The sequence below is a fragment of the Aerococcus viridans genome (assembly GCF_002083135.2).
GTDB lineage: Bacteria > Bacillota > Bacilli > Lactobacillales > Aerococcaceae > Aerococcus > Aerococcus viridans_C.
In genome coordinates, this window is record NZ_NBTM02000001.1 from 1,523,267 (window position 1) to 1,550,036 (window position 26,770).

The following is a 26,770-nucleotide window of genomic DNA, read 5'->3' on the forward strand; positions in this document are numbered from 1 at the left end:
CGAAGAAAAAAATATTACGGAGACATAAGGAGACAAAAATGAAAAGAGCTTTAATTTCTGTTTACGATAAGACTGGTATTGTTGAATTTGCGACCAAATTAGACCAATTAGGTTGGGAAATCATCTCTACAGGTGGGACAAAATCTTTATTAGAAGAAGCTGGCATCAAGGTGATTTCTGTTGAAGAAGTAACCAATTCACCTGAAATTTTACAGGGGCGTGTGAAGACCTTACATCCACATATTCATGGTGGGATCTTATTCAACCGTGACATTCCTGAACATCAAGAAACAGTTGACGAATTGGGGATTCATGCCATTGATATGGTGATCAACAGCTTATATCCATTTGAAGAAACCGTAAAAAATACGGCCTCATCTAAGGCAGAAATTATCGAAAAAATCGATGTTGGTGGTCCTTCAATGATCCGTGCAGCAGCTAAAAACTACAAAGACGTCTTAATTGTCACAGACGCAGCGGATTATGATTTAGTTGCTGATGCTTTGGAAAATGATCACAATACCCTTGAATTACGGGAAAAATTAGCTGCAAAAGCCTTCAGATTAACGGCTTTCTATGATGCCATGATCGCTGAGTACTTTACTGGCCTAGTTGATGAGAAATTCCCAGAATTATTGACAAAAGCCTTCCGTTATAAGGAAGAATTACGTTACGGTGAAAATCCCCACCAAGCGGCTGTTTACTATGAAAGTCCGCTTGAAGAAGACTTTGACCTAGAACAATTACATGGGAAACAAATTTCTTATAACAACTACAATGACATGCGGGCTAATATGGACCTTGTCCAAGAGTTTGACGAGCCAGTTTGTGTGGCAGTCAAACATGCTAATCCATGTGGAGTAGCGGTTGCTGATACACCGGCAGACGCCTACAGAAAAGCATTTGCTGGGGACCCAGTGTCTATTTTCGGTGGGATTATTGGTTTTAACCGTACGGTTGATGCTGAAACGGCTGAAGAATTGTCGAAAATTTTCCTAGAAATTATCGTGGCGCCTGACTTTACGGAAGAAGCTTTTGCCATTTTGGCCAAAAAGAAAAATCTACGTTTAGTGAAATCAACGAAATTAGGTGAATTCAAGGGTAAAGGGAAAACTTATAAGGAAACAGTGGGCGGCTTGTTAATCCAAGATAAAGACTTACCAATCTACGCTGAAACAGGTCTTGAACTTAAAACAGACCGTCAAGTAACGGACAAAGAGTTAGAAGATATGGACTTCGCTTGGAAAGTGGCTAAACACTGTGCGTCAAACGCTATGGTCATTGCAAAGGACAAACAAACCTACGCTTTAGGTCACGGGGAAGTGCGTCGCGTATGGGCGCTTGAAGATGCCTTACATCGGTCTGAATTCCCATTAGAAGGGGCAGTTGTCGCTTCAGACGGCTTCTTCTTCCCAGATACCATCGACAGTTTACATGAATATGGTATTAAAGCCATCGTACAACCAGGTGGTTCTGTCCAAGATGAGAAAGTGATTCAAGCAGCAAAAGCTTACGATATTTCAGTTGTGTTCACTGGCATGCGTCATTTCAAACACTAATGACGAGCTGTTCATTCCTAAGGAGAAATCATGAAAATTCTAATTATTGGTGCTGGTGGTAGAGAACATGCCATTGCTTGGAAATTGGCCCAGTCCAACCGACCAGTTGATATTTTTCTAGCACCTGGAAATGCAGGTACGGCAAGTGATTATACCAATGTCCCAATCGAGGTGATGGACTTTGACCGCTTACTTGATTTTGCCTTAACTGAGGCCATCGATCTGGTGATTGTAGGGCCAGAAGATCCTCTTTGTGCCGGTATTGTGGATGTCTTTAAAGATGCTGGTATTGCTGTTTTTGGCCCTGACAAAATGAGTGCCCAACTAGAAGCTAGCAAGGATTTGACCAAGCAATTTTTGAATAAATATCAAATTCCAACTGCCAACTCTTTTACCACAGCTGACTTTGACCAAGCTAAGGACTATATCAACCAAGCTGACCTGCCAATCGTTATTAAGGCGGACGGTTTATGCAAAGGTAAGGGCGTCGTGATTTGTCACAGTCTTGAAGAGGCAGAGGCCACTTTAAAAGACATGTTGCTTGATCAAAGTTTCGGAGATTCCGCTAGCCAAGTCGTTATTGAAGACTATTTAGATGGCTATGAGCAGTCACTTTTATGTTTCGTGTCCAATAACCAATTGGTACCCATGGAGACGGCCCAAGATTATAAGAAGGCATTTGATGGCGATTTAGGACCCAATACGGGTGGCGTAGGTGTTTATTCTTTACCAAAAACGCCTGAAACCACAGATCCGGCCTTGGATGCACAGATCAAAGCTATTTTGGGGCAAATTGAACGTGGGTTAATCGCTGAAAAATTTTCTTTCTATGGGATCTTGTTTATTGGCTTTATGATTCAAGATGGCCAAGCGAAAGTCTTGGAATTTAATGTCCGCTTTGGGGATCCTGAGACGGAAGTCCTTTTACCAAGACTGGAAAGTGACTTGCTGACAGTTTTTGAAAAAACCCTAGCTGGCACTTTAAAACCGACGGATTTAATTTGGTCTAAGCAAGCAGCAGTCGGCGTGGTCTTATATTCAAAAGGCTATCCTGGTTTTTACGACAACCATGTTGCGATTGAATCCTTACCTGAAAACGCCTTGATTTTCCACAACGGTACGACGACAGATGAAGCAGGGCAATTGATTACAAACGGTGGTCGTGTCCTAACGCCAGTTGCCTTAGCAGACGACATTCAAAGCGCCCGCCAGGCAGCCTACAAGCTTGTGGGCCAGATTCGCGGCGCATCATTGACTTACCGGACCGATATTGCCAAGTTATAAATGTAAATTTTTTTCCAAAGCTAGTATGCGACAGCTATTCCAATGGGTTAGCTCAGTATACTAGCTTTTTTATTGGCAAAATGGCTAAGTTATGGCGAAAACGTTACTAAAAAATAAAAAACGTTTTCAAAAAAATCCATATTTTTCTGGACCTGATCCGTTGACATTGGTGAATTCCTAAGTAAAATAGTTAGTATGCGAACTATAAGGTTCGGGTGCGAACTAATCAAAAATAGACATGCAAGGAAGGTGAAGAAGTGATACATGAGGATCGTCCATTATATATAGGTGGTCTGCTACGGGAGTTAACAATTGCAGTCCATCGAAATATTGGTGTAGAACTTAGTGAGCACGAATTGGGAGATATGAAGGGTCCACAATCGATGGCATTGGGTTATCTAATCCATGCGTCAGCACAAGATGAAATCTATGTGAAAGACCTGGAAAAATATATGAAGATTCGTAAATCTACTGCATCTGAATTGGTCAGCCGATTAGAGAAGAATGGGTATGTGAAGACGGAGAAATCGCAAAAAGATGGTCGATTAAAGAGGCTAATTGTTACAGAGGAAGGACATGAAGTCCATGACCGGATTCTCCAACTTTTACAAGAGATAGATGACAGACTAGTTGAAGGTCTCTCAAAGGAAGAGGTCGATACTTTCGTCAACTTGTTAAATAGACTAATTCAGAACATGCTGCCTTAAAAAGGTGAGTATTAGGAGGTAATGAAAGGTGCTAAAAATATTAGCGAAAGCAAATAAAAAGGAAAAATTTTTCGCTTTACTAAGTGTGCTGCTGATTATGCTGCAAGTTTACTTAGAGTTAGAAATCCCTGACTACATGTCAGAAATTACAGAATTACTACAAATGCCAGATACCGTGACAGCGGATATTTGGGAACCAGGTTTAATCATGGTTGGTTTATCACTAGCATCTTTTGCCTCTGCTATATTGGTAGGATTTTTTGCTGCACGTATTGCTGCAAGTTTAACTGCCCGTATTCGTGGGGAAGTGTTTGATAAAGTCATGAGCTATTCTGCCAATGAAATCAACCAATTTTCAGTGCCAAGTTTAGTGACACGTTCTACCAATGACTTGACCCAAATCCAAATGTTGATTGCTTTAGGACTACAAGTCGTTTTACGGGGACCAATCATGTCTATTTGGGCGATTGCGAAAATTTCCGGTCAAAACTGGCAATGGTCAATGACAACTGCCGTCGCTGTGGGTGTTTTATTAGTGATGATTGGATTTATCATGTACTTCGCTGTCCCTCGTTTCAGCAAAATCCAAACCTTGACCGATAGTCTAAATGCCGTGACTCGTGAAAACTTAACTGGTTTACGCGTTATTAGAGCTTATAATGCAGAAGAATATCAAAATAAAAAATTCGCAAAAGCTAATGATGACTTAACCAATACACAACTCTTTGTTAACCGTGTAATGGGGATCATGCAACCCGGTATGACTCTCGTATCAAGTGGTTTAACCCTAGTAGTTTACTGGTCAGGTGCTTACTTAATCGCCGATGCGGCACAAGGGACAGAGCAAATTAACCTATTTTCAGACATGGTTGTCTTCTCATCTTACGCCATGCAAGTCATCATCGGATTCCTGTTGATGGTCATGATCTTCATGATTCTACCGCGTGCCATCGTTTCGGCAAAACGGATCAACGAAGTGCTTGATCTAGTACCATCCATTGATTTTAAAGAAGATGCGATTCAAACAAGGGAACAAGGATCTGTTGAATTCAAAAACGTCACTTTTAAATACGGTGATGATGCCAAACCAGCCCTTAAAGATATCAATTTCAAAATTAACAAGGGTGAAACCTTAGCCATTATCGGATCAACTGGTTCAGGTAAATCGACTTTAATCCAAATGATTCCACGTCTATACGACGTATCTGAAGGACAAGTACTTGTCGACGGGCAAAATGTCAAAGACTTTGACCACGCTCGCTTGAATAATATTGTCGGCTACATGCCACAAAAACCAGTCCTGTTTTCAGGCACAATTCGTTCAAACATGAACCTTGGTGAAAGTAACGAACACTTAGAACACCAGTTACTATCAGACGAAGCAATCTGGGCGGCCTTAGACACTGCACAAGCAAGAGACTTTGTTGAAGGAGAACCAGACCAATTGGATACCCATGTTGCCCAAGGTGGTAACAACTTCTCCGGTGGTCAAAAACAACGTTTAGGGATTGCCCGCGTGCTTGCTCGTAAGCCAGAGATTCTAATCTTTGATGACTCATTCTCTGCTTTGGACTACCAGACAGATAAGACCTTGCGTGGCGTTTTAGCTGAACGTATGGCTGACACCACTAAAATCATTGTGGCCCAACGTATTTCAACTATTATGGATGCGGACGAGATTTTAGTACTAGATAGAGGGGAAATTGTTGGTCGCGGTAAACACCAAGATTTATTAGCGGACAACAAGGTATATCAAGAAATTGCTTATTCACAATTATCAGAGGAGGAATTAGCAAATGACTAACAAAAAAGATGCAAATAAACCTTCATTGATGGCGAATATTATGACATATGCGCGTGAATACAAATGGCCGTTCGTTGCAGCGGTTGTCCTAGCCATGATTGGTTCTGTATCGTCTATTATCGGTCCCGACCGGTTAGGGGATATGACGGATAAAATCACGGAAGGCTTGATGTCACCAGATGGGATTGACCTAGAGCGTATTTCACAAATTGCAATTACTTTAGTGGTTATCTATGTCATTGGGGCTGTCTTCACTTATATTCAAACTTTCGTGATGGCAACAATTATTCAAAACTTTTCAAGAAAATTACGGAAGAATGTTTCCGACAAAATTGACCGTTTGACGCTACGTTATTTTGATAGCCATAGTCACGGGGACACCTTAAGTCGGGTAACCAACGACTTGGACTTGGTTGGGCAATCACTTAACCAAACCATGCCGTCATTTGTACCATCAGTGACTTTATTAATTGGTACTTTGGCTATGATGCTCTACAACAATGCAATTCTAACCCTAGTAGCCTTGGCTTCCGTGGTTATTGGTTTTGTAGGAATTGTCCTCATTCTAGGCCGTTCTCAAGGTTATTTCGTTTCACAGCAAAAAAATCTAGCCAATGTGAACAGTATTGCTGAAGAATCTTACACAGGTCAAAGTGTTTTAACCACTATTAATGGCCGCAACCAAGTGACAGAAACATTCAATGAAGCGAACGAAGCTTTATATGACAGTGTTTGGCATGCCCAATTCTTGTCAGGTATCATGCAACCCTTGATGCAATTCATCGGAAACTTTGGTTATGTAGCGGTCTCTGTTGTGGGGTCAATTATGACCTTAAATGGCGACATTAGCTTCGGGGTCGTTGTATCATTCATGGTTTATGTCCGCATGTTCACTCAACCACTAGGTCAATTATCACAATCATTCGCCTCATTCCAATCTGCGTCAGCAGCCTTAAATCGTGTATTTGAGTTCCTAAATGAAGAGGAAATGGTTGAAGAAACAAACCTATTGAGCGAATTGCCGGATGTCCATGGTGACGTGACTTTTGAACACGTAAACTTCGGTTATGAAGCAGATCAACCGATTATCAAAGACTTCTCAGTAGCCGCTAAATCAGGTCAGAAGATTGCTATCGTAGGACCTACCGGTGCTGGGAAGACGACAATCGTCAACTTGCTAATGAAATTCTATCCAATCGACTCAGGTGAAATTTACATTGATGGGATACCAACCAGTGAAATCTCACGTGCAGCCGTCCACGACCAATTCTCAATGGTATTACAGGATACTTGGCTATTTGAAGGCACCATTCGTGAGAACTTAATTTTCAACCAAGACCACATTACCGATGAAATGGTTGAATCAGCAGCCGCTGCAGTAGGTATTGACCACTTTATCAATACATTACCGAAAGGCTATGATACTGTATTAGACGACTCTGTAACCTTATCAGTAGGGCAAAAACAATTGTTTACCATTGCACGTGCCTTATTGAAAGATGCACCTTTATTGATTCTAGATGAAGCCACATCTTCAGTGGATACTCGTACAGAAGTCTTATTACAAGAAGCCATGGACAAATTGATGGAAGGTAGAACATCATTCGTGATCGCCCACCGTTTATCCACTATCCGTAATGCTGATATTATCTTAGTTATGGACAAAGGAAACATTATCGAACAAGGAAACCATGAGGCTTTAATGACCAAGGGTGGCTTCTATGCAGACCTTTATAACAGTCAGTTTGCAAAATAGCATGTAAGTTTAAATTTAAAAATAAGAGAACAGGTTGTTAAAATGTCTGTTCTCTTATTTTTTTAATTAATGTCTTTCTAAATCATAAGATGTACTTAAGTTACCTATCCTATTCAAGACTATTGAACGCTGCTTTGTAGTATTGTATCTAGGTAAGAAATAAAATATAAAAAATATTATGTTGCAATGTGCATTATTCGCTACGAAAAACTTTACAACAAATACCAGCATGGGTATAATAGAAAAATACGGGTGGGGGTATAAAGAAGCCGTAAGGGCATGATGTTATTAACGTCTGCGGCGGTATGACGTCCTGAACAAATAAAAATAAGTCGGTGAAAATTAATGAGAATTGTCGTTATTGGTGGTGTAGCAGGCGAAATTTCCGAAAAATCAACCGATTATTGTCAGCTGTCACAGTGGACTGCCTAGCTAAACAGCAGAAAGAATGCTGAAACAAAATGGCTACCAAGCTAAAAATTTAGATGGCGCATTTGCTCTTTACTCAACTGTGAAACTAGAAAAGGGGATAAAATAATGTATCATTCAATATCAATGTCAAAATTTGAACAAAAGTGGAAAAAAGAGAAACTTCCTTTAGTAGATGTTAGAGAAATCAACGAATGGGAAGATGGTCACCTGGATGGTGCAATCCATATTCCTTTAAGTAATCTTTCAGCTGAAAAAAATAAATTGGATAAAAAACAAGAGTACTATGTAATGTGTCACTCTGGAGCACGTTCTGCAAAGGCTTGTCAACAATTAGCACAAGAAGGATACAACGTGATAAATGTAATGGGCGGAATTTCTGCATGGAACGGAGAAATTGTTTAATGGAATACGATAAAAAAATTGTGAACCGTTTGAACCGTTCTGACGGTCAATTGCATGGCGTTTTGAATATGATGGAAGAAGGAAAAGATTGCGTGGATATTGTGACTCAATTATCAGCCGTTCGCTCTAGTATCGATCGTACGATTAGTTTAATTGTTGCTGAAAATTTAGTAGAATGTGTGCAAGAAAATATTAAAGATGGCAGTACTGGTGAAGAGCGTATTCAACAAGCAATTCAGTTACTAATGAAGAGTCGCTAGCCATCTGTTGTGGCTTATGCTACATCAATATATAACAATATTTTAAATGAATATAGACGTATAGTATTGAAAATAAATAATAAGAGAACAGGTTGCTAAGATGCCTGTTCTCTTATTTTTTACTTCTAGAGCAATCAACTTTCATAGCTTTTTCGTTAATCTAAAAATTGTTGATTTTGAAGTTAAAGTTTCATAGGCTAATTTTTGTATGGTCAAATCTTTTAAATCAGTTTGATAACTGGCAATATAATCTAAAACATTTTGTTCAATTTCAGGATAGTTTTGACTGTTGGAATAGAACTAGTTTGCCATTATGACTCCTTTCTTAAACCTAAATTTTCAGTCAGACAATTAATATCCTTAATTATTCATTACTGTCATAATGAAATTTTACTATGAAATGAAAATAAACATGAATTTAATCAATTATTCTCTTCTAGCTATTTATGATTTATCTCCTAAAAATATAGTTATATACATACGGGGAATACATGTATATTGATCTTAAATCAACGTGATCCAAGATTAGATAAACGTTTGATTAGTGTATTCAACAAAAACACCCCCGATTTCTCGAAGGGTGTTATCAAAATTCATCAAATCATTTAGCTTAGTGGAAGACCATACCACCATCAACAACGATTGTTTGACCTGTAATATATGTTGAGTCTGGCCCAGCTAGGAATGCTACTACGTTGGCTACATCTTCTGGTTCTGATAGACGTTTAAGGGTAATGTTTTGTGCGAATTGATTCATACCCCACTCATCGTCTTTACCTGCATTGACTCCTACTTCGTGAGCGATACCAAACATCATTGGTGTCTTCACGATACCAGGTGCGTATGCTGTCACAGTAATATCATCTTGAGCTAGGTCACGGGCTAATACTTGTGTAATACCGCGGACTGCAAATTTTGAGCCTGAGTATAAAGCTAATTCAGGGTTACCCAATACCCCTGCTTGTGACGTAGCATTGATGATTCGACCACCGTGACCGAAGGCTTTGAAGTGTTTTTGAGCAGCTTGTGCACCCCAGATTACACCTGCTACGTTGATACCATATACTTGGTCGAACATTTCTTGGGTAATTGTTTCTAATGGTGTTGTCGGTGCAACACCCGCATTATTGACAACTACATTTAAATCACCAAAATGTGCTGCAATTTTATCAAATGCTTCAAATACCTGTTCACGTTTAGACACATCTGCGCCTGCAGCAATAGCATCACCTTCTGGGAATTCGGCTACAGCAGCTTCAGCTGTTTCGGGATTATAATCAACAATACCAATTTTAAAGCCATCTGCATGTAGACGTTTAGCAATCGCTAACCCAATCCCTTGACCAGCACCTGTAACAATCGCAACTTTTACCATAATATAACCTCTTCCTTTGTGAATTTTTTAACATATTCATAAACAAAGTATAACTATTATTGAAACCGTATTCAATCATTTCTACATTGATTACAACCGTTTTCTTAATTTTCAGATAAAATCATTTTTTATAACAATAAAGATCCTTTTAAACAAACATTTTTGTATAATTTCATTGATGGCAAGTAAAAGCAGTGTAAGTATCATGGAAATTCCAAAACTACATTCTTATACGGCCTTAATCAAGGAGTGGCGGTATGAGTATGACGTTGATAAGACTGCCGCAGAAGTAAAAGAAATCCTAAATGGAGATGACTCTGACCAGTCTTATGAATTAATTGAGATTGTAGGTAAACGAGTAAGCAGAGATTTAGTTAAAAAATATAGTTTTGAATTGTTTGAATACATGTATGTTCAAGAAGAAAATTAAATTTATATATTCAACATAAAAAAAGAAAGCAGCACTGATAGAATATCAGTAAAAGCTTCCTTTTTTCTGTTATCTTGTATTCAAAAGTTAAGACTAATGACTATGGATTAATAAACATTACCTAATCACTTTTTGCCATATTCATTTCTTATAACTATAGGTTGCAACATAAACCTTAACGAAAGATATGGGCTTGACTGAACTTGTAAAAGAAGCACTTTAAAAACAATTAAAATTAGTGGGCATTAATAAGGGATTTATAGGTGATCTAAGGGATAATTTGTTGTCTTTGGTTTCTAAATTAATCTACGTGTTTATTATGGAATCGCTTTTTAAATATTGATGAGATAATAAAAACAACGATAAGTCTTCATTTGTAATTGATAAAAATCAAAGTGTTTGACAATGATAAGGGGTAATTATAAACTATATGTAAGTTCATTCAACTACATTTGTAGACAAAGGTGGTATTACCAAAAGGAGAGAAATTGTATGAAAAAAACAATTATAAGTAGTCTTTTATCTGTAGCATTATTAAGTTCTTATCCACTAGTGAATAAGGTAGGCGCGAATACACTTGATGATGCAGATAATGCTGCTCAAACTGGCTCGAAAACGGTGGCTAGCGAAACAACGGATAAATCTCAAACAGGCCACGAAGGTATGGAACATGATGAATCTGGGGCAATTCCAGAAGGATTGGCAGAGGCAGAAAATCCAACTTATCCAGAAGGAAGCGAAGTAACGATTCAAACCGATCACATGCCAGGAATGATGGGAGCTACAGGTGAGGTTGTGGGTGCCTTTGATTCAATTGCCTATGAAATCACCTATAACGATACCAAAACAGGAGAGGAAATCGCCAATCACAAATGGGTTGTACACGAGGAAGTTGAAAATGCCCAAGACGAGCCTTACCAAGCAGGTGACGAAGTCGTTCTAGAAGCTTCCCATATGCCCGGTATGCAAGGGGTGACCGCAACTATTGATTCGGTAGAAGACACCACTGTTTATATGGTCACGTACACGGATACAGAAACAGGCGATACTGTTGAAAATCATAAATGGCTAGTAGAAGAAGAATTAGGGGAAGAAGTACAAGACTCAAGCCAATTTTGGAGAGCGCGTACAGTAGAAGAAGTACAAGCAGATGTTTCCCAATACGATACATTAGAAGAACTTCAAAATTACGAAGTGGTTTGGGGAGATACTCTCTGGGCGATTTCTCAAAGTACTAATTTTTCAGTAGACGATTTAACTGAAGTATTTAATATTAAAAACGCTGATTTAATATTTGCTAACTACACACTTGAAAATCAACCATCATTAGAAGATAGCTATGAGAACCAGATAATTAGCGAGTCCAAAAAAACAAGAGATATGGATAATATGGGAGATATGAAGCATGATGAGTCGGGAGAAATTCCAGAAGGCTTGGAAGAAGCTGAAAATCCGATGTACGAAGTAGGAGAATCTGTTATTCTTCAGCGCGATCATATGCCTGGAATGGAAGGTGCCGAAGCAACTGTTTCTGGCGTATTTGCTACGACGGCTTATGAGGTTTCTTTCAATCCAACCAATGGTGGAGAACGAGTGGAAAATCATCGCTGGGTTATCCACGAAGACATTTCTGAGTCAACCAAAGGCGCATTTGAACCTGGAGAAGAAGTGACATTAGAAGCCGACCATATGGAAGGTATGGAAGGAGCAACTGCAATAATTGATGACGCTGTAACTACGAATGTTTATATGGTGGATTACCAACCAACAGATGGCGGAGCAGTTGTTCGTAATCATAAATGGTTTGTTGAAGAAGAATTAGCTCAATAATCACTAGTGATACATTAAAATACCTACCAAACTTAAAGTTTAAGAAATACTAAAAAAGGACGGATACTTATGAATAAATACCTAAAATTTGCCCTCATGATTTTAATTTCAACAATCATTATGTACTTTCTAATGTTTGTGAATGTCAATGAATTTGCGCACATTTACTTTAGTCAAACCCGTGTTTATATGGCTATTTTGATGGGCGCAGTCATGGCTATCATTATGATGGGTTTTATGTGGAAAATGTATGATAATAAAAAATTAAACGCCGTTATAATGGGGCTTTCAGTCTTACTCGTGCTGGGATCGTTTGGGCTTATTCAAAACCAAGTTGGCATAGACGATACTGCTTGGATGAGAGCCATGATTCCACACCACTCTACCGCTATTATGACTAGTGAAAATGCCAATCTCACAGATCCACGAGTACAGCAATTAAGCGAAGAAATTATACAAGCACAAGAAGAAGAAATTGCTAAGATGGAACAATTAATTGAAGATATAGAAGAAAACGGAGAAGAATAAACATTCAATAAATTTAAAAAGTAAAAAAATCCCTATACACAAGAAGTCTATGATAACTTCCGTGTGTATAGGTTTTTCTATTTTTCCGCTTTTTCTCAATTCTTGATTTCCTAAATACGATAAACAATTAAATTGCTCAATAGTGTTCATCATATTTAGAAAATATAATTTTAAAAATAAGGAATTCTAAAATCAATAAAAGTAAATCAATGGTAACCTTATAATTAGTATTGGGTAAAGATAGGAAAACAAAGGCAATAATAGCTGGTTATATTTATTAAAAAAACAAGCTGGTTACATTTATTTAAAAAAGACTTGACAAGAATGGTTTACAATAGTAAACTTATCTCAAACATTTACGTTTACGAATGTAGACAATAAGGAGGGAAAGTGAATGAGTACAATAGTAGTTAACCCTCATATCACAGATGCTGAATGGGAAGTTATGCGTGTAGTCTGGGCGAATGGTCGAGTGACTAGTAAAGAAGTCATTTCTACATTGGGAGAGAAAATGGACTGGAAAGAAGCGACAACCAAAACGCTCTTAGGTCGACTCGTGGAAAAAGGCGCACTGTATACAGAACAAGAAGGTAGAAAATATATTTATTCGGCAAATATCGAAGAGAAAGAAGCGGTAAGAAGTTTTACAAACAATATTTTCGATCGTATTTGTCGAAAGAATGTCGGGAATGTAGTAGGGAGTATCATTGAAGATCATGTCTTAAGCTTCGATGATATCCAGCGACTAGAAGAAATATTAGAGATGAAAAAAGCTTTCGCAGTAGAAGAAGTGGATTGTCAGTGTACAGAAGGGCAATGCGATTGCCATTTACATCATCATGGAGAATAAGGAGCGAAAAAATTGGAGAATAAATCGTTTGCCATAGAAGGCATGACTTGTGCGTCTTGTGCGCAGACAGTAGAAAAAGCGGCAAAAAAAGTACGTGGGGTCACACAGGCTTCCGTGAACCTAGCAACAGAGAAGTTAAGTATAGAGTACGATGAACCAACTTTTTCGGTAGAAAATCTACAAAAAGCAGTGGATAATTCAGGGTATGAACTGATTGCCCAAGAAGGAACGACGCAAACCTTTGCAATTGAAGGGATGACCTGCGCATCCTGTGCACAGACAATTGAAAAAGCCGTCGGAAAGTTGTCGGGCGTAGATAAAGCTTCCGTCAATTTAGCGACAGAAAAAATGCAAGTTTCTTATAACCCGTCAGCAATTTCAGTATCTGATGTGACTGGTGCTGTATCCAATAGTGGTTATGCAGCCGTATTAGAAACAACTGAGACTCAAGATAATTCACGAGCAGAGAAGCGTGAGAAAAAAGAAAAAAGAATGAAGCAACTTTCAAATCGTTTTGGGATATCCATTATATTTACAATCCCTTTACTAATTATATCCATGGGTCATATGGTCGGTATGCCTCTACCAAATATCGTTGACCCAATGATAAATGCACTTAATTTTTCTCTTTTACAACTTATTCTGACTTTTCCGATAATGGTAGTAAGCTGGGAATATTTCCAGAAGGGATTCAAAACCTTATTTAAAGGTCACCCAAATATGGATTCCCTGATTGCCCTTGGTACCGCGGCCGCTTTTGTATACAGTCTGGCAGCGACGATCGGGGCTGGCTTAGGTTACGGGAACTTTTCAGATTTACTTTACTATGAAGTGACTGGAGTTATCTTAACTCTTCATACGTTAGGGTTATTTTTAGAAGAGCGATCAAAGGGGCAAATGTCCTCAGCGATTGAAAAATTAGTCAACTTGGTTCCTAAAACAGCTCGAGTGATACGTAATGGTGTGGAACAAGAGATTACTGTGGACGAAGTCGCTTTAGGAGATGTTATTCGAGTTCGTCCGGGAGAAAGTATGCCTGTAGATGGTGTTGTTGTTGAGGGACGCACTTCAGTCGATGAATCAATGCTGACAGGAGAAAGTATCCCCGTGGAAAAGGAAAGTGGAGACGAGGTTATTGGGGCTAGTATCAATAAAAATGGTTCCATTGATTACCGCGCGACTCGAGTGGGAAGTGATACAACTCTATCTCAAATCATAAAATTAGTAGAAGATGCTCAAGGGTCTAAAGCACCTATTGCTCGAATGGCCGATATCATTACCAGATATTTCGTACCGATTGTTATAGCATTAGCCGTTTTAGCAGGGATTGCTTGGTTAATTGCAGGTCAATCTGGAATATTTGCTTTATCCGTTATCATAACAACCCTTGTCATTGCTTGTCCATGTGCCTTAGGTTTGGCGACTCCAACAAGTATTATGGTTGGAACCGGAAAAGGGGCAGAACATGGTGTCTTGATAAAAAGTGGTGAGGCGTTAGAAACCACTCATAATTTAGACACGATTGTATTTGATAAAACAGGGACACTGACAGAAGGTAAACCTATCGTGACGGATATTTTGGTAACTCCTCTTATTACTAAAGAAAATCTTTTATATTATGCAGCTTCCGGTGAAACAGGTTCTGAACACCCATTAGGCGAAGCCATCGTACAAAAATCAAAAGAAGAGAACATGACATTAGCTAAACCAGATCATTTTGAAGCGATTCCTGGACACGGGATTCGAGTTGAAATTGAGGGCAAAGATATGTACATTGGAAACCGTAAACTGATGCTAGAGCAAAAGATTGATTTATCAAGCATGGAAATAGAATCCGATCGTTTAGCAGACGAAGGAAAAACACCGATGTATCTCTCTGTTGATGGAGAACTAGCTGGAATTATCGCAGTAGCTGACACACTCAAGGAAAATAGTATGAAGGCTGTTAAAGAACTTAGAAGACGCGGTGTTGAAGTAATCATGATTACTGGAGATAACAAACGTACAGCCAAAGCGATTGCTAAGCAAGTGGGTATAGACAGTGTATTAAGTGAAGTATTACCTGAAGATAAAGCAGAGGAAGTCAAAAAACTACAAGAGGCAGGCAAGAAGGTAGCGATGGTTGGAGACGGCATTAACGATGCACCCGCATTAGCTCAAGCAGATGTCGGAATTGCAGTTGGATCAGGTACAGACGTGGCGATTGAATCGGCTGATATTGTCCTTATGCGTAATGATTTAACCGCTGTATTGACTGCGATTGATTTAAGTCATGCAACGCTACGAAACATTAAACAAAACTTGTTCTGGGCTTTTGCTTACAACCTTGTAGGTATTCCAGTTGCGATGGGTCTCTTGTATATTTTTGGCGGACCATTGATGAATCCAATGTTTGCGGCAGTCGCCATGAGTTTCAGCTCCGTATCGGTCTTGCTCAATGCTTTACGGTTAAGACGATTCAAACCAGCAGTTGTTTAGAAAACACGTAGCTTATCTGGGATTTAAACTTCTTCCTATTCTATATAATAGGAGAAGATAAAAAAAAAAAAGGGGAATAAAATAATGAAAAAAGAAGTCTTATTAGATGGCGTAAAATGTGCAGGTTGTGCGAACACGGTACAAGAAAGATTTTCAGCTATTGAAGGGGTTGAATCTGTAGAGGTTGATTTAGCGACTAAAAAAGCAGTACTTGAAAGTCAAACAGAGATTGATACCGAAACGCTCAATGCTGCTTTAGCAGAAACTAACTATTCAGTATTAAGTGCATAAAGTGCGAATACCATTTATTCATAGATAGTAGATAGAGATAAAGTATAGAACCCTTTTCATGAGAATTATATGCAGTGTTAGATGAGAAAGTTATAAAACTTTAAAATCAGTCTCTAATATAATAAGGAGGAATTAAAAATGAGTAATAACAAAAAACATTCGTCACATAGTCATCATAATCACGGCGACATGGATCACAGCAAGATGGACCATAGTCAGATGGATCACAGCAAGATGGACCATAGTCAGATGGATCACAGCAAGATGAATCATAGTGCGATGGATCACAGTCAAATGGATCATGGCGCAATGGGAGGGCATGCCCACCACCATCACGGTAGCTTTAAGGAGATTTTCTTGAAGTCACTCCCATTAGGAATTGCAATCTTACTCATTACTCCTTTTATGGATATTCAGTTGCCTTTCCAAATTATCTTTCCTTATGCAGACGTTGTAGCAACTGTATTGGCAACAATTCTATACATTTATGGCGGAAAACCATTCTACATGGGTGCGAAAGATGAGTTTAATTCAAAAGCTCCAGGCATGATGTCCTTGATTACTTTGGGAATAACGGTTTCTTATGCCTATAGTGTTTACGCAGTGGCCGCTCGATATGTAACTGGAGAACATGTCATGGACTTCTTCTTTGAGTTTACAACGTTAATTTTAATCATGTTATTAGGACACTGGATTGAAATGAAGGCATTGGGTGAAGCAGGGGACGCGCAAAAAGCATTGGCTGAGTTGGTGCCGAAAGATGCTCATGTTGTTTTAGAAGACGATTCGATTGAGACTCGCCCTGTATCTGAACTTCAGATTGGAGATGTTATCCGTGTTCAAGCAGGAGAAAATGTTCCAGCAGATGGTATCATTATTCGCGGAGAATCCCGTGTAAACGAGGCCCTCTTAACAGGTGAATCTAAGCCAATCGAAAAGAATGTTAAAGATCAAGTCATTGGTGGATCAACAAATGGTAGTGGTGTCCTATATGTAGAAGTAACAGAAACAGGGGATAAGTCCTTTATCTCACAAGTACAATCATTAATTAGCCAAGCACAAAGCCAACCTTCTCGTGCAGAGAATGTGGCTCAAAAAGTAGCTAGCTGGTTGTTCTACATTGCGGTTGTAGTAGCTTTAATCGCCCTACTAATCTGGACGATCATTGCGGATCTGCCTACAGCCGTTATCTTTACTGTGACTGCGTTAGTTATTGCCTGCCCACATGCTTTGGGTCTTGCTATTCCCTTGGTAGTATCACGTAGTACTAGTTTGGGTGCAAGCCGAGGATTACTGGTTAAAAATAGAGAAGCTTTGGAATTAACTACTAAAGCGGATGTTATGGTATTGGATAAAACAGGTACTTTAACAACTGGTGAGTTTAAAGTATTAGATGTTGAACTCTTTAATGATAAATATACGAAAGATGAAATCGTTGCCTTATTGTCAGGTATCGAAGGTGGATCTAGTCACCCTATCGCTCAGTCAATAATTAGTTACGCAGAACAGCAAGGGATACGTCCAGTAAGTTTTGATTCGATTGATGTTATTTCTGGCGCTGGTGTAGAAGGTCAAGCTAACGGACATCGTTATCAATTAATCAGTCAAAAAGCATATAGACGTAATCTGGATATGGATATTCCAAAAGGAGCAACCCTTAGTGTCTTAGTAGAAAACGACGAAGCAATCGGTGCTGTAGCTTTAGGGGATGAATTAAAACCGACAAGTAAAGCCTTAATACAAGCCCTTAAAAAGAACAAGATTCAGCCGATTATGGCAACGGGTGACAATGAAAAAGCGGCTCAAGGAGCTGCAGAAATTTTAGGTATTGATTATCTAGCTAATCAATCTCCTCAAGACAAATATGAATTAGTTGAAAAACTTAAAGCAGAAGGAAAGAAAGTTATCATGGTCGGTGACGGGGTCAACGATGCACCTTCTCTTGCATTAGCAGACGTTGGTATAGCTGTTGGTGCCGGAACTCAAGTAGCATTGGATTCAGCCGATGTTATCTTGACACAGTCAGACCCTGGCGACATTGAATCCTTTATCGAGTTAGCGAATAAGACGACACGTAAGATGAAAGAAAACTTGGTGTGGGGAGCAGGTTACAATTTTATCGCGATTCCAATCGCTGCTGGGCTCCTCGCTCCTATCGGCATTACCTTGGGTCCGGCCTTCGGCGCCGTCCTCATGTCCTTATCGACCGTTATTGTTGCCATCAATGCTATGACATTGAAATTAGAGCCAAAATAAACAGTTATTTGGTACATTAAATAATTGAATGACCTTATCGTGTAAAAATACAATAGTTTCACAGTTAAGGAAGAGATGAAATGATTTAAAAAATCATCTCTTCCTTTTTTAGTTTATAAGGAGGAAAAATTATGAGGCTGGTCCTTTTAGGGTTACCTGGTGCTGGGAAAGGCACCCAAGCTAAAAGAATCGCAGAAGAGTACCACCTGACGGCTATTTCAACTGGTGAAATGTTACGAGAAGCAACCAAGGAGAAAGATACATTCGGACTCAGAGTGCAAGAATATATGAATAAAGGAGAGCTAGTTCCAGATGAGTGGATAAACTCATTGGTTAAGAGTCGCTTACAAGCAAAAGATGTTGAAAATGGCTTTGTTCTGGATGGTTACCCACGTACCCTACAGCAAGCAAAAATGCTCGAAGCTTACCTACAAAGTCAGAATCAGAATTTAGACGCTGTTTTCTTTTTAGATGTAAGTCAGGATACGTTAAGACATCGGTTAGCGCAACGAGGGAATCTTCGTTCAAAAGAAAAACAAGGAAATTCCCAAATCGAATCAAAAAGGGGAAAAATTCGACTGGATGACAAACCAGTAGTGATTGAAAATAGGCTACACATTAATAAGGAATTAATGGAATCACTTATTCACTTCTACAAGGAGCGAAATCTGCTTTACGTTATCAATGGTGAAGGGGATTTTGACAATGTGTTTGACAATATAAATGAGGGTTTATTGTCTGTAAACAAATAACTACACAAATTGAACTTAAATTATGTGATTTAAAACAATTAACTAATGTAAGCTATGAAGGGGATTGAAGAATGAATGTTTTACTTAGTGTAATCGATCCAGTTGCTATTTCAATTGGCCCGATAAAGATTTATTGGTACGGAATTATTATTGCTCTAGCGATGCTGATCGGCATTTCATTAGCTACAAAGGAAGCTCAAAAACTGGGACTTGAAGAAGATACCACGGTAGATATGGCATTATGGGCCATACCAATTGGCTTTATCGGTGCCTGACTTTATTACGTTTTATTCAAATGGGACTACTATATACAGAATCCGAGTGAAATCATCGCAATTTGGAATGGTGGAATTGCCATTTATGGGGGGCTAATTGCGGGTGGTCTCGCAGTATACTGGTTTGCAAGAAGAAAGAAAATGACGCTAACTCTTTTACTAGACATACTGGCACCTAGTGTCCTCCTAGCTCAATCGATTGGTCGCTGGGGAAATTTCATCAATCAAGAGGCACATGGCGGTCCAGTCACCCGACAATTTTTAGAAAACTTGTACTTACCGGAATTCATCATTAACCAAATGAATATCAACGGAACCTATTACCATCCCACTTTTCTTTATGAGTCTTTATGGAGTTTAGTTGGTTTCGCCTTGTTGCTCCTTTTGCGGAACAAGAATCAATTCCTTCGCCAAGGAGAAGTGGCGCTCAGCTATGTCATTTGGTATTCAGCAGGAAGGTTTTTTATTGAAGGCATGCGGACAGACAGCTTATGGATAGGCGATTTCTTACGAGTTTCACAAGGCTTGTCCCTCGTTTTGTTCGTAGCAGCACTGGGTGTTTTGATGTATCGCAGGTACTATACCTATCCGCCAGTACCCTATTATAAGGATGAGCCTAAACTGTCCAAAGCAGCAAATTAAGAAGGTGAAGATATGCTAGACAGATGGAGTTAATTAACAGAGAGACCGACAAAGTGGAAATGGAAGGAGCATTGCAAGAGATTCTGGAAGAATTGGATGTGCCCTCTCCTGAAGAGATTTCAGATCAATACACACTAACGAAACCTCAAAATCACTCCACAGGAGATCATGAAAAAAGAAGAGTCAATGAATAAAGCTCTTTTTAGGTTAAATACAAAAGCTGAATCAGAAAAAGTTTACGACTTTTTGATTCAGCTTTTTTGTCGATTATGAGTGTACTCAAAATCGACACAAGAAGTACGCTTGATTTGTGGTCTTCTTTATGTAGTCTAGAAGTGTCGATTTAAAAATAATTTTTGGAAGTATTTTTTTGTTTATTTATCTACTCACTGAGTGTAAAAAGAACACCAATCCGCTATGATTAAAATGTTTAGAACTAATCATAGAATTAAATTCTCAAGTATCATGTGAAATAATCAAATTATCAAATCAGTTTTAAGAAGAAAAGGGGGATAAGATTATGAATAAGACGTTGATTGAATTTCAGGAAAAAGCAATTAATTTTGATTGGGCAGCTTTAGCACAACTAGCAAAAGATCATGTTAATCCTGAACAATTAATAAAAGATATTTATGCAGATGGATATACAGATGGATTCACAGATGGGTATTCAGAAGGTACATTAGATGGAAAAACTGAAGTGCTTATAAAAATTGCGGCAATAGGAATCCCATTAGCTGCTTTAAGTACTTATGGTGTAGGTAAACTATGGAATCGACATAAAAAATCAAAAGAAGAAATAGAGATACTTGCTAAAGAAAATGCAAAATTAAAAGCAGAAAAATATGCTGAAAAAGTTAAAGATTTAAACAGGAATGAGAAGATCGCTGACAATGTAATTTCGATAAATTTTAAAACTGAAATTAGGAATATAAAATCAGCAAATTAATTTAATAGAGAATAAATAGACCGAAGTTTTTACTTTGGTCTATTTTCGTAGTCAAAACTTAAGACTTATAACCGAAAATGCCAGCCGTTTTGTAAATTGCAACTGCTGGCATTTTTGGTTTATATATTTTTAATCAATAAATATAGGCCGATAAGAAGTAAGGATAGGGTTAAGAAACCATGGATAATTTTTGTCGATTGAAATTCTTTGGGGTATTTAAATAAGAAGATATACCCGTTAACGAAACCGGCGACAACGAGCAAGATAGCAAAAATGGTTAAATACATAATAACTCCTTTACGATGGTGGATTCTTTTTTCAATTATACCTTAGATTTCGGACTTTGGTATGAGGGTTACGGTGTGAATTTCTACTAGTATAAAGGTATAATTAACTATAAGTTATGAAGAGAAAGGTTGATAAACCATGAAATTATATATGAAAAACCAATTACTATCGTTGAAACGTGACTTTAATCTGAAGAATGAAGATGGCGATCCTGTTTATAAAATCAAGAATAAATGGCTATCAATTGGCCAACAATTTCGCATTATTGACCTAGCCCAGGATAAAGAAGTGGCACAAGTTAAAGAGCAAATCATTGATTTGATGCCAACGGTCGATGTGTATGATGAAAATAATGACAAGGTAGCTGAAATCCGCAAGAAGATTTCTTTATTTAGAGATAACTACAAGGTAACGTCCTTGGATTGGGATGTGAAGGGGAATATCCTTGATTTTGATTTCCGTATCACGGATGAAAATGGCGACCGGATTGCCCGCATCGACCGCAAGTTGATTTCAATTCGCGATACTTTTGTGATTGATATTGAAGACCATGTGCCAGCTGATGTGGTGCCAATTATTTTAGGTGTGGTGATGGCGATTGACTTAGTAGTTGAGCGCGAAGAAGATTAAAAAAAGAATATTAAAATGGAAGACTAAAATTGTACTTAAATAGTTAACTGAGGAGGCTGCGACCGTATGGATCGTGGCCTTTTTATTTTCGTTTCAAAATTCCCTTCGAAACCACTTGTGTTTACCGAACGTACGTTCTATTATTGATGGGAACATACGTTCTATTTCTAAGGGCGTAAATTTAAATGTCTAAGCGAAGGAGGGCTAAAGATGTTTGCGAATAATGTAACGTTTGACTATTCAAAGGAACCTAGCCGCGATATTTTGTGTATTGATTGTAAGTCATTTTATGCCTCAGTGGAGGCAGTAGAACTCGGTTTAGACCCGTTAACGACCAAATTAGTCGTCATGTCCTACTCTGATGAGGCTGGCGGTCAGAGTAGGGGTTCGGGGCTTATTTTGGCTAGTTCACCAGCCGCTAAGAAAGCCTTTAATATTTCCAACGTGACACGGGCCCGTGATTTACCTTATCCCTATCCAGAAGATTTGGTAATTGCTCAACCGCGCATGCGGTTTTATATGGAGAAGAACCAAGAGATTAATCGGATCTATAAAAGCTACGTGGACGAAGCCAACCATCACGTATTTTCAATAGATGAGAGTTTCTTAGATGTGACGGATTCATTCAAACTATTTAAGGTTAGTAGTGCCTACGAAATGGCGCAGAAAATTCAAAAGGATGTCCATGACCAGACCGGTATTTATACAACGATTGGTATTGGCGATAACCCGTTTCTAGCTAAAGTAGCCCTAGATATTGGCGCGAAAAAGGAGGGCGACATGATTGCTGAATGGCGGTATGAGGATGTCCCGGATACCCTATGGCAGATTGCTGATTTAACAGAAGTCTGCGGTATTGGCCACCGAATGGCCCGCCGGCTAAATGGGATGGGTATTAATAATGTCTACGACCTCGCCCATTCTTCTTATCACGTATTAAAAGATAAATTAGGGGTCATGGGTGCCCAACTTTATGCCCATTCGTGGGGCATAGACCGGTCTTTTCTCGGCACCCCTTATACCACAAAGGACAAGTCCATCGGCAACAGTCAAGTGCTACCAAGAGACTACACCGATAAGGATGAAATTGCTGTCGTCGTCAAGGAAATGGCTGACCAAATTGGTACCCGTTTAAGACGGGCTGGCGCGCAAACCCAAGTCGTCGGTCTTGGCTTAGGCTATTCCATGGGCTACTTTGATGCAAGTGGTAAAAGGGGTATTCATAAGCAAATCAAGGTAACACCGACCAATCAAAGTAAGGTGATTGCTGAAGTGGCCTTGTACCTGCTGTCCTTACTCTATGACAACCAAGTAATTCGGCATATTTCTTTATATAGCGGCAACCTTGTTTACCACCAAGCAGTTCAATTAAATTTATTTGAAAGTGAAAATAACCAAGTAGCGGAAATGAAAACAGATGTGATTGTGGATACCATCCGCAAGAAATATGGCTTTAAGAGTCTGGTCTATGCCTCGTCTCTTAAAGCTGGCGGTCGGGCGATTGACCGGTCTAGTTTAGTTGGCGGTCACGCTGGTGGTATGGCGGGTATCGAAGGTGAGGCCCATGGCTAAGCGGCTTGAACCTTGGGAACTACCGAACACTACAAGACGGGCCCAATTGTCATGGTTAAAAAAGCAACGACACCCAAGGACCCGTAAACACTTCGCGCCTTATAATGAATATGAGGACCGGACCTTTGGTATGAAGTGGGCTACTGCTTATGCCATGGATGAATTGGTCAAAGGCATTCAATCCAACCATAAGGATGCAGCTAAAGTATCTACACCACTGCCTGAGATGACTAGGGAAGAGGTTGACCAAGTCTTGCAGGAAGCTTGGTTAAACCACTATCCTGTTTCTATTCAATTGTCTTTGAAGGATCATTTAGGTCGCTACCTTGACCATATCCTCGGTTGGTTTAATGGGGAGAGTAATTATTTCTATTTTTTGATCGGTAGTCAGAAGATTTTATGGGATGATGTGCGCCATATTGAATTGGTCAAAGAAAGTAAGTGGTCACATATTGACCTTTAGTTTGATGTTTGTAGTCAAATGTTTGTATAATATTGATATATCAAGGATTTAGATGGTTAAAAAAGGTCAAAAATATCACTAATAAATGTTTGACCTTTACTGACTAATTTGTTATACTATATACATAAAGTGAAAAGGAGAGATGTGAAATGGCAAACATGGAAATGACTACAACCTTACAAGAGGCCATCGCAAATGCCCAACAAATTGCTATGACACGTAAACATCAAGAAATTGGGATTCCCCATATGTTTACAGCGTTGGTGCAACCTGGAAACTTTGCTTATGACTTTTATGAAGATTTAAATGTGCCAATGGCAGAACTTACAGAAGAATTAAACCGTGAATTAGATGCGGTACCAGTGGTCCAAGGTACAAATGTACAATATGGCCAAGGAATATCACGTGGTTTGGGTGAATTGATTCAAAAAGCCCAAGCGCGTGCAGAAAAACAAGGTGACGAATTCTTAGCCACCGAAATGGTGCTAGCGGCACTGAATGATGTAGCTTATACAGACCTTGCAAAATGGTTTAAAAAACATCAAATTACCGCCAAAGCAGTAGAAGAAAAAATTGAAGATTTGAGACAGGGTGATCGTGTGACAAGTAAACAAGCAGAAGAAAATTACGAAGCTTTAGAGAAATATGGCGTCGACTTAGTCGAACAAGTTAAAGCAGGTAAAATGGATCCTATCATCGGACGTGATGAAGAAATTCGTGATGTGGTCCGTATCTTGTCTCGTAAATCTAAAAACAACCCGGTCCTAATTGGTGAACCTGGTGTAGGTAAAACCGCTATCGTCGAAGGTTTAGCCCAACGTATTGTGAAAAAAGATGTCCCTGACAACTTAAAAGACAAAACAGTCTTCTCATTAGATATGGGTGCCTTGATTTCAGGGGCTAAATACCGGGGTGAATTTGAAGAACGGTTGAAAGCTGTCTTAAACGAAGTGAAAAAGGCAGACGGACGGATTATCTTATTTATCGATGAAATCCACAACATTGTAGGTGCCGGTAAGACTGAAGGGTCAATGGACGCTGGGAACTTACTTAAACCGATGTTGGCTCGTGGCGAATTGCACTGCATTGGTGCCACAACCTTAGATGAATACCGTCAATACATGGAGAAAGACAAGGCTTTGGAACGTCGTTTCCAACGTGTCTTAGTCAAAGAACCAAGTGTTGAAGATACTATTTCAATCTTACGTGGTTTGAAAGAACGTTATGAATTGCACCATGAAGTAACGATTCATGACCAAGCTTTAGTAGCAGCTGCTGAATTGTCAGACCGCTACATCACTGACCGGTACTTACCAGATAAGGCCCTTGATTTGGTGGATGAAGCTAGTGCTGAAATCCGCGTGCAAATGAATTCATTACCAACAGAATTAGACCAAGAACGTCGTCGTTTAATTCAACTAGAAATTGAAGAAAAAGCCTTACAAGAAGAAAAAGATGAGGCAAGTAAACGCCGGTTAGCTGACCTTCAAGAAGAGTTAGCCGATGTCCGTGAAAAAACTAACCAATTAACCATGCAATGGCAAGTTGAAAAAGGCGGTATGTCTGATATTAACGCTAAACGTCAAGAAATTGACAATGCCAAACATGCTTTGGAGCAAGCGGAAAATGACTACAATCTTGAAGAAGCAGCCAAATTGCAACATGCGACTATTCCAACCTTGGAACAAGAATTGGCAGATATGGAAAAAGCCTACCACGAGCACGCAGACAAGAGCGCTGACCGTTTGGTAGAAGAATCTGTAACTGAAGACTCTATCGCAGCAGTGGTTTCAAGGGTGACTGGTATCCCAGTAACTAAGTTAGTCGAAGGGGAACGTGAAAAATTACTACACTTAGATGACACCTTGCATACACGTGTAGTAGGTCAAGATGAAGCAGTTGATAGCGTGACAAATGCGGTATTACGTTCACGTGCCGGTGTTCAAGATCCAAACCGTCCGTTAGGTTCATTCTTATTCTTAGGACCGACTGGTGTTGGTAAAACTGAGTTGGCTAAAGCCTTAGCTGAAGCCATGTTTGATTCAGAAAATAACATGGTCCGTCTTGATATGAGTGAATACATGGATAAAATCAATGTGACCCGTTTAATAGGGGCAGCGCCTGGTTATGTTGGTTACGAAGAAGGTGGCCAATTAACTGAAGCTGTACGTCGTAATCCATATACAGTGGTCTTACTAGATGAGGTTGAAAAAGCCCATCCAGATGTCTTCAATATCCTATTACAAATCTTAGATGATGGTCGCCTAACTGACTCACAAGGTCGGATTGTAGACTTTAAAAATACCATCATCATTATGACAAGTAACTTAGGATCAGATGCCTTGTTAGACGGTACTGATGAAAACGGGGAAATCGATGATGAAGCAAGAGAAGCTGTTCAAAGTGCTTTGAAAATGCACTTTAGACCTGAATTCTTAAACCGTATCGATGACACTATTTTATTCAGACCATTATCACACAATGATATGGACGGTATCGTACGCAAGATGTTAGCACAATTAAGCGACCGCTTAGCTAGCCAAGAAATTGCGGTAACATTCAGTGATGAATTGGTGAGCTGGATTGGTGACACTGCTTATGATCCACAATTTGGTGCACGACCATTGCGTCGTTTCATCACCAACCAAGTGGAAACACCAGTAGCACGTGCGATTATTGCAGGTACTATTAGTAAGCAGCATGCAGTGAACATCTCAATTGATGAAAATCATGAGATCAAGTTTGATGTGACACCCTTAGTCCAAAATTAAATCTATATAAAAATAAGTGGTTGATTAATTCTCCACAAGCTAGCAAGTAGTATGCCTAGTTTGTGGAGAATTTTTTATTGCATACGTCTAATTTCAGGAAGGAGAAACTGTTGGACCTAGGCTATCATTGTGAAAGCGGTATTTCAATATGGTAAAATATATAGTATAGAAGATGGGTGGAGGTGG

At 39.1% G+C, this 26,770-nt stretch carries 23 protein-coding genes and 2 pseudogenes; 22 read left to right on the forward strand and 3 right to left on the reverse strand.

Features of this window, described 5'->3' with window-relative positions:
* The first annotated feature begins 38 nt into the window (after positions 1–38).
* The 7 genes from purH to A6J77_RS07170 all read left to right on the forward strand — a co-directional run bounded on the left by purH (position 39) and on the right by A6J77_RS07170 (position 8,204).
* Entirely contained in the window at positions 39–1,559 is a 1,521-nt protein-coding gene (purH, locus tag A6J77_RS07140; RefSeq protein WP_083069472.1) for a bifunctional phosphoribosylaminoimidazolecarboxamide formyltransferase/IMP cyclohydrolase, read from the forward strand.
* A 30-nt stretch (positions 1,560–1,589) separates the two neighbouring features.
* Positions 1,590–2,843: a phosphoribosylamine--glycine ligase gene (purD, locus tag A6J77_RS07145; RefSeq protein ID WP_083069474.1), complete on the forward strand. Its 1,254-nt coding sequence runs from the start codon at positions 1,590–1,592 to the stop codon at positions 2,841–2,843.
* Between the two features lie 257 nt (positions 2,844–3,100).
* Positions 3,101–3,550, forward strand: coding sequence for a MarR family winged helix-turn-helix transcriptional regulator (locus A6J77_RS07150; RefSeq protein WP_083069476.1), 450 nt, complete (start codon positions 3,101–3,103; stop codon positions 3,548–3,550).
* A gap of 28 nt (positions 3,551–3,578) precedes the next feature.
* Positions 3,579–5,354 carry an ABC transporter ATP-binding protein gene (locus A6J77_RS07155; RefSeq protein ID WP_083069478.1) on the forward strand — a complete coding sequence of 592 codons (1,776 nt, stop codon included), beginning with the start codon at positions 3,579–3,581 and terminating at the stop codon, positions 5,352–5,354.
* The gene (locus tag A6J77_RS07160) at positions 5,347–7,110 is read left to right on the forward strand and encodes an ABC transporter ATP-binding protein (RefSeq protein ID WP_083069480.1); all 1,764 of its coding nucleotides are present in this window, start codon (positions 5,347–5,349) and stop codon (positions 7,108–7,110) included. The genes A6J77_RS07155 and A6J77_RS07160 overlap by 8 nt, the downstream gene beginning before the upstream one ends.
* 537 nt (positions 7,111–7,647) lie before the next feature.
* Positions 7,648–7,944: a rhodanese-like domain-containing protein gene (locus tag A6J77_RS07165; protein ID WP_083069482.1), complete on the forward strand. Its 297-nt coding sequence runs from the start codon at positions 7,648–7,650 to the stop codon at positions 7,942–7,944.
* Positions 7,944–8,204, forward strand: coding sequence for a metal-sensitive transcriptional regulator (locus A6J77_RS07170; protein ID WP_083069484.1), 261 nt, complete (start codon positions 7,944–7,946; stop codon positions 8,202–8,204). Before A6J77_RS07165 ends, A6J77_RS07170 begins: the two co-directional genes overlap by 1 nt.
* Positions 8,205–8,345: 141 nt before the next feature.
* Here the strand turns inward: A6J77_RS07170 and A6J77_RS09585 are convergent.
* A pseudogene (locus A6J77_RS09585) lies at positions 8,346–8,480 on the reverse strand (hypothetical protein); the annotation flags it as partial.
* Between the two features lie 334 nt (positions 8,481–8,814).
* A complete protein-coding gene (locus A6J77_RS07180; protein WP_003141791.1) occupies positions 8,815–9,579 on the reverse strand; it encodes a (S)-acetoin forming diacetyl reductase in 765 nt (254 codons plus the stop codon).
* A gap of 205 nt (positions 9,580–9,784) precedes the next feature.
* Here A6J77_RS07180 and A6J77_RS07185 point away from each other — a divergent pair, with 205 nt between their 5' ends.
* The 11 genes and pseudogenes from A6J77_RS07185 to A6J77_RS07235 all read left to right on the forward strand — a co-directional run bounded on the left by A6J77_RS07185 (position 9,785) and on the right by A6J77_RS07235 (position 20,860).
* Positions 9,785–10,009, forward strand: coding sequence for a hypothetical protein (locus tag A6J77_RS07185; RefSeq protein WP_083069486.1), 225 nt, complete (start codon positions 9,785–9,787; stop codon positions 10,007–10,009).
* Positions 10,010–10,501: 492 nt separating this feature from the next.
* The gene (locus A6J77_RS09365) at positions 10,502–11,839 is read left to right on the forward strand and encodes a DUF1541 domain-containing protein (protein ID WP_193756653.1); all 1,338 of its coding nucleotides are present in this window, start codon (positions 10,502–10,504) and stop codon (positions 11,837–11,839) included.
* Between the two features lie 69 nt (positions 11,840–11,908).
* Positions 11,909–12,367 carry a DUF305 domain-containing protein gene (locus A6J77_RS07200; RefSeq protein ID WP_083069488.1) on the forward strand — a complete coding sequence of 153 codons (459 nt, stop codon included), beginning with the start codon at positions 11,909–11,911 and terminating at the stop codon, positions 12,365–12,367.
* Between the two features lie 394 nt (positions 12,368–12,761).
* Positions 12,762–13,217 carry a copper-responsive transcriptional repressor TcrY gene (tcrY, locus tag A6J77_RS07205; RefSeq protein ID WP_083069490.1) on the forward strand — a complete coding sequence of 152 codons (456 nt, stop codon included), beginning with the start codon at positions 12,762–12,764 and terminating at the stop codon, positions 13,215–13,217.
* A gap of 12 nt (positions 13,218–13,229) precedes the next feature.
* Positions 13,230–15,695, forward strand: a complete 2,466-nt coding sequence (locus A6J77_RS07210; protein WP_083069492.1) for a heavy metal translocating P-type ATPase — start codon at positions 13,230–13,232, stop codon at positions 15,693–15,695.
* An 84-nt stretch (positions 15,696–15,779) separates the two neighbouring features.
* Positions 15,780–15,986 carry a copper chaperone TcrZ gene (tcrZ, locus tag A6J77_RS07215; protein WP_002294571.1) on the forward strand — a complete coding sequence of 69 codons (207 nt, stop codon included), beginning with the start codon at positions 15,780–15,782 and terminating at the stop codon, positions 15,984–15,986.
* 138 nt (positions 15,987–16,124) lie between these two features.
* On the forward strand, positions 16,125–18,242 hold the full coding sequence (locus A6J77_RS07220) for a heavy metal translocating P-type ATPase (protein WP_083069494.1): 2,118 nt from the start codon (positions 16,125–16,127) through the stop codon (positions 18,240–18,242).
* Between the two features lie 131 nt (positions 18,243–18,373).
* Positions 18,374–18,994 carry an adenylate kinase gene (locus A6J77_RS07225; protein WP_083069496.1) on the forward strand — a complete coding sequence of 207 codons (621 nt, stop codon included), beginning with the start codon at positions 18,374–18,376 and terminating at the stop codon, positions 18,992–18,994.
* A 71-nt stretch (positions 18,995–19,065) separates the two neighbouring features.
* Positions 19,066–19,911, forward strand: a pseudogene (gene lgt, locus A6J77_RS07230) (prolipoprotein diacylglyceryl transferase).
* Positions 19,912–19,934: 23 nt separating this feature from the next.
* A complete protein-coding gene (locus tag A6J77_RS09370) occupies positions 19,935–20,105 on the forward strand; it encodes a hypothetical protein (RefSeq protein WP_227645145.1) in 171 nt (56 codons plus the stop codon).
* Between the two features lie 326 nt (positions 20,106–20,431).
* Positions 20,432–20,860: a hypothetical protein gene (locus tag A6J77_RS07235; RefSeq protein ID WP_083069498.1), complete on the forward strand. Its 429-nt coding sequence runs from the start codon at positions 20,432–20,434 to the stop codon at positions 20,858–20,860.
* Positions 20,861–20,979: 119 nt separating this feature from the next.
* On the opposite strand, the gene A6J77_RS09375 is transcribed toward A6J77_RS07235, so the two are convergent.
* Positions 20,980–21,147: a hypothetical protein gene (locus A6J77_RS09375; protein WP_193756654.1), complete on the reverse strand. Its 168-nt coding sequence runs from the start codon at positions 21,145–21,147 to the stop codon at positions 20,980–20,982.
* 139 nt (positions 21,148–21,286) lie between these two features.
* Between A6J77_RS09375 and A6J77_RS07240 the strand changes: the two genes are divergently transcribed.
* From A6J77_RS07240 to clpB, 4 genes are all read left to right on the forward strand, one after another.
* Entirely contained in the window at positions 21,287–21,778 is a 492-nt protein-coding gene (locus A6J77_RS07240; protein ID WP_083069500.1) for an LURP-one-related/scramblase family protein, read from the forward strand.
* A 210-nt stretch (positions 21,779–21,988) separates the two neighbouring features.
* Positions 21,989–23,350 carry a Y-family DNA polymerase gene (locus A6J77_RS07245; protein ID WP_083069502.1) on the forward strand — a complete coding sequence of 454 codons (1,362 nt, stop codon included), beginning with the start codon at positions 21,989–21,991 and terminating at the stop codon, positions 23,348–23,350.
* Entirely contained in the window at positions 23,343–23,813 is a 471-nt protein-coding gene (locus A6J77_RS07250) for a hypothetical protein (RefSeq protein ID WP_083069504.1), read from the forward strand. The genes A6J77_RS07245 and A6J77_RS07250 overlap by 8 nt, the downstream gene beginning before the upstream one ends.
* A 149-nt stretch (positions 23,814–23,962) precedes the next feature.
* Positions 23,963–26,584 (forward strand): ATP-dependent chaperone ClpB, encoded by a 2,622-nt coding sequence (clpB, locus tag A6J77_RS07255; protein WP_083069506.1) that lies wholly within the window; start codon positions 23,963–23,965, stop codon positions 26,582–26,584.
* Positions 26,585–26,770 lie beyond the last annotated feature (186 nt).

Excerpts from the sequence above, each read along its gene's own strand:
- purH (WP_083069472.1), top strand. The coding sequence starts at position 39 with ATGAAAAGAGCTTTAATTTCTGTTTACGATAAGACTGGTATTGTTGAA.
- purD (WP_083069474.1), top strand. The coding sequence starts at position 1,590 with ATGAAAATTCTAATTATTGGTGCTGGTGGTAGAGAACATGCCATTGCT.
- A6J77_RS07160 (WP_083069480.1), top strand. The coding sequence starts at position 5,347 with ATGACTAACAAAAAAGATGCAAATAAACCTTCATTGATGGCGAATATT.
- A6J77_RS07165 (WP_083069482.1), top strand. The coding sequence starts at position 7,648 with ATGTATCATTCAATATCAATGTCAAAATTTGAACAAAAGTGGAAAAAA.
- A6J77_RS07170 (WP_083069484.1), top strand. The coding sequence starts at position 7,944 with ATGGAATACGATAAAAAAATTGTGAACCGTTTGAACCGTTCTGACGGT.
- A6J77_RS07180 (WP_003141791.1), bottom strand. The coding sequence starts at position 9,579 with ATGGTAAAAGTTGCGATTGTTACAGGTGCTGGTCAAGGGATTGGGTTA.
- A6J77_RS07185 (WP_083069486.1), top strand. The coding sequence starts at position 9,785 with ATGGAAATTCCAAAACTACATTCTTATACGGCCTTAATCAAGGAGTGG.
- A6J77_RS09365 (WP_193756653.1), top strand. The coding sequence starts at position 10,502 with ATGAAAAAAACAATTATAAGTAGTCTTTTATCTGTAGCATTATTAAGT.
- A6J77_RS07200 (WP_083069488.1), top strand. The coding sequence starts at position 11,909 with ATGAATAAATACCTAAAATTTGCCCTCATGATTTTAATTTCAACAATC.
- tcrY (WP_083069490.1), top strand. The coding sequence starts at position 12,762 with ATGAGTACAATAGTAGTTAACCCTCATATCACAGATGCTGAATGGGAA.
- tcrZ (WP_002294571.1), top strand. The coding sequence starts at position 15,780 with ATGAAAAAAGAAGTCTTATTAGATGGCGTAAAATGTGCAGGTTGTGCG.
- A6J77_RS07220 (WP_083069494.1), top strand. The coding sequence starts at position 16,125 with ATGAGTAATAACAAAAAACATTCGTCACATAGTCATCATAATCACGGC.
- A6J77_RS07225 (WP_083069496.1), top strand. The coding sequence starts at position 18,374 with ATGAGGCTGGTCCTTTTAGGGTTACCTGGTGCTGGGAAAGGCACCCAA.
- A6J77_RS09370 (WP_227645145.1), top strand. The coding sequence starts at position 19,935 with ATGGAGTTAATTAACAGAGAGACCGACAAAGTGGAAATGGAAGGAGCA.
- A6J77_RS07235 (WP_083069498.1), top strand. The coding sequence starts at position 20,432 with ATGAATAAGACGTTGATTGAATTTCAGGAAAAAGCAATTAATTTTGAT.
- A6J77_RS09375 (WP_193756654.1), bottom strand. The coding sequence starts at position 21,147 with ATGTATTTAACCATTTTTGCTATCTTGCTCGTTGTCGCCGGTTTCGTT.
- A6J77_RS07240 (WP_083069500.1), top strand. The coding sequence starts at position 21,287 with ATGAAATTATATATGAAAAACCAATTACTATCGTTGAAACGTGACTTT.
- A6J77_RS07245 (WP_083069502.1), top strand. The coding sequence starts at position 21,989 with ATGTTTGCGAATAATGTAACGTTTGACTATTCAAAGGAACCTAGCCGC.
- A6J77_RS07250 (WP_083069504.1), top strand. The coding sequence starts at position 23,343 with ATGGCTAAGCGGCTTGAACCTTGGGAACTACCGAACACTACAAGACGG.
- clpB (WP_083069506.1), top strand. The coding sequence starts at position 23,963 with ATGGCAAACATGGAAATGACTACAACCTTACAAGAGGCCATCGCAAAT.